This window comes from Streptococcus mitis (genome assembly GCF_001579035.1).
Classification (GTDB): domain Bacteria; phylum Bacillota; class Bacilli; order Lactobacillales; family Streptococcaceae; genus Streptococcus; species Streptococcus mitis_J.
In genome coordinates, this window is the sequence record NZ_KQ970289.1 from 80,751 (window position 1) to 82,416 (window position 1,666).

Genomic DNA, 1,666 nt, shown 5'->3' on the forward strand with positions numbered 1-1,666 from the left:
CCCCCATGACCTGAACCTTATATGGGAAGAGACCTAGGACACGTTTGGCACCCTCACGGACAACCGCAAATGCTTCATAAAGCAATGAATCCAGTGATTCTCCATTTTGATAACGTTCTTTAAATTCAACTGTTTTTGCTTTTAGTTGGTCGTCAGTCAAAGCAGCCATTTGGTCTTCGTATTTGAAAACCTTGTCAGCCATCTTTTCCAGACGACGGATTTCTCCTTTATCATTTTCGATAATTGTTTTTAAAATATTAGCCATGTTTTTCCTTACTTTAAATTCCGAATATTTTAGAATGTTCTTTTAATTTTAGCACAATTACTGATTATTTTCAAGGAAGAATCCCCATTTTGAAAAGGAAAAAGAGGCTAGTTTCCAAGCTAACCTCTCTGACTTTTATGATGATTTAATTGCCAACAAAAATCGGCAAAATCGCAAATAGGATAAATAGATTTATCCAAAGAGAAAAACAGCAGATCAATCCAAAAACAAAGAGACTGACTTTCTTGGACAGCAAGGCCATCAAAATAGACAGAATACCAAAAACTAGCAAGACTTTCTGTATGCTGAAGAGGTCAATCTTTCCCCCCAGAATCGGACTGTCCCAAGGAAGAAAGAAGAAAGCAATCCAGATCAACAGAACTAAACCAATATAGACCTTAGAATAGCGTGTAATAAATGATTTTAGATGTGTCATAAGCCACCTCCTAGAATTGTATATCCTTTAAATATTGTATGTGTCCATTTTCGACAACTAATACATCTGTACAAAGGTCTGAAATATCTTCCGATATGTGTGACGTCAGGATAACCAGACCATTTTCTTTTTTCAGGTAAGATAAAATGACCTGTTTGGTTAACCTCACACTCTTCTCATCCAAAGCATTCATAGGTTCATCGAGAAAGAGTATAGATGGTTCGGCAATAAAGGCTTGAATCAAGGCCATTTTTTGCTTTGTTCCTAAGGATAAATGACGGTATTCAACGTCTTCAAATTCCTGTAAATCATAGTATTGAATCCAATAGGCAATTCTTTTTTCCGTAACTTTAGATGAAAAATACCTTAACAGTTCCAAATTTTCTCTAAGGGATAAATGAGATAAAAACTCGACTTTTTCAATTAAAACCCCTGCATCCTGAATATAATGATTTTTTACCCCGTAAACTTTGCCATCTTGAAGAACTTTTCCTTTGTCAAGCTTAATATAACCAGCAAGTACCTTTAAAAGAACCGTCTTGCCAGATCCATTATCACCTTTAAGTCCATAAATTTTTCCTGATTGAAACACCAAATTCAACTGATTTAAAATAGGTCTTTTCCCATAAATTTTCTGTCCATTTATAATTTCAAGTCTCATCGTTTATCCTTTCTTAAATTTCTCTTCCAAGCGACTAACAATCAAGATAACCAATAAACTTAAGAGTCCTAAATACACTGTTACAATATGATCCATCATCCATTCTTGTCCCACAAATGCTAAAAAATAGAGAAAAAAGGAAAAACCAGAGCCTACACTAATAAGTGCTATCAGATAAGACAGTAACAAATACAACATCATTAACTGAGCAAGTAAAAAGAAAAGTGCGACTGTTTTGAAATGAATTCCTAGCGGAAGTAAACCAAGAAACCAGACAAATAAATCTTGAGTAAAAAATTTAGAA

At 34.4% G+C, this 1,666-nt stretch carries 2 protein-coding genes and 2 pseudogenes; all 4 read right to left on the reverse strand.

The genetic code is table 11. From position 1 onward, the window contains the following. Positions 1–265 (reverse strand): annotated as a pseudogene (locus SMIDD26_RS13160) (hypothetical protein); the annotation flags it as partial. Between the two features lie 145 nt (positions 266–410). Continuing rightward, the gene (locus SMIDD26_RS07585) at positions 411–701 is read right to left on the reverse strand and encodes a hypothetical protein (protein ID WP_061439727.1); all 291 of its coding nucleotides are present in this window, start codon (positions 699–701) and stop codon (positions 411–413) included. Positions 702–711: 10 nt separating this feature from the next. Further along, positions 712–1,362 (reverse strand): ABC transporter ATP-binding protein, encoded by a 651-nt coding sequence (locus tag SMIDD26_RS07590; protein ID WP_061439728.1) that lies wholly within the window; start codon positions 1,360–1,362, stop codon positions 712–714. 3 nt (positions 1,363–1,365) lie between these two features. Beyond that, positions 1,366–1,666, reverse strand: a pseudogene (locus SMIDD26_RS07595) (hypothetical protein); the annotation flags it as partial.

Coding starts and splice junctions, on each gene's coding strand:
- SMIDD26_RS07585 (WP_061439727.1), bottom strand. CDS start 701: ATGACACATCTAAAATCATTTATTACACGCTATTCTAAGGTCTATATT.
- SMIDD26_RS07590 (WP_061439728.1), bottom strand. CDS start 1,362: ATGAGACTTGAAATTATAAATGGACAGAAAATTTATGGGAAAAGACCT.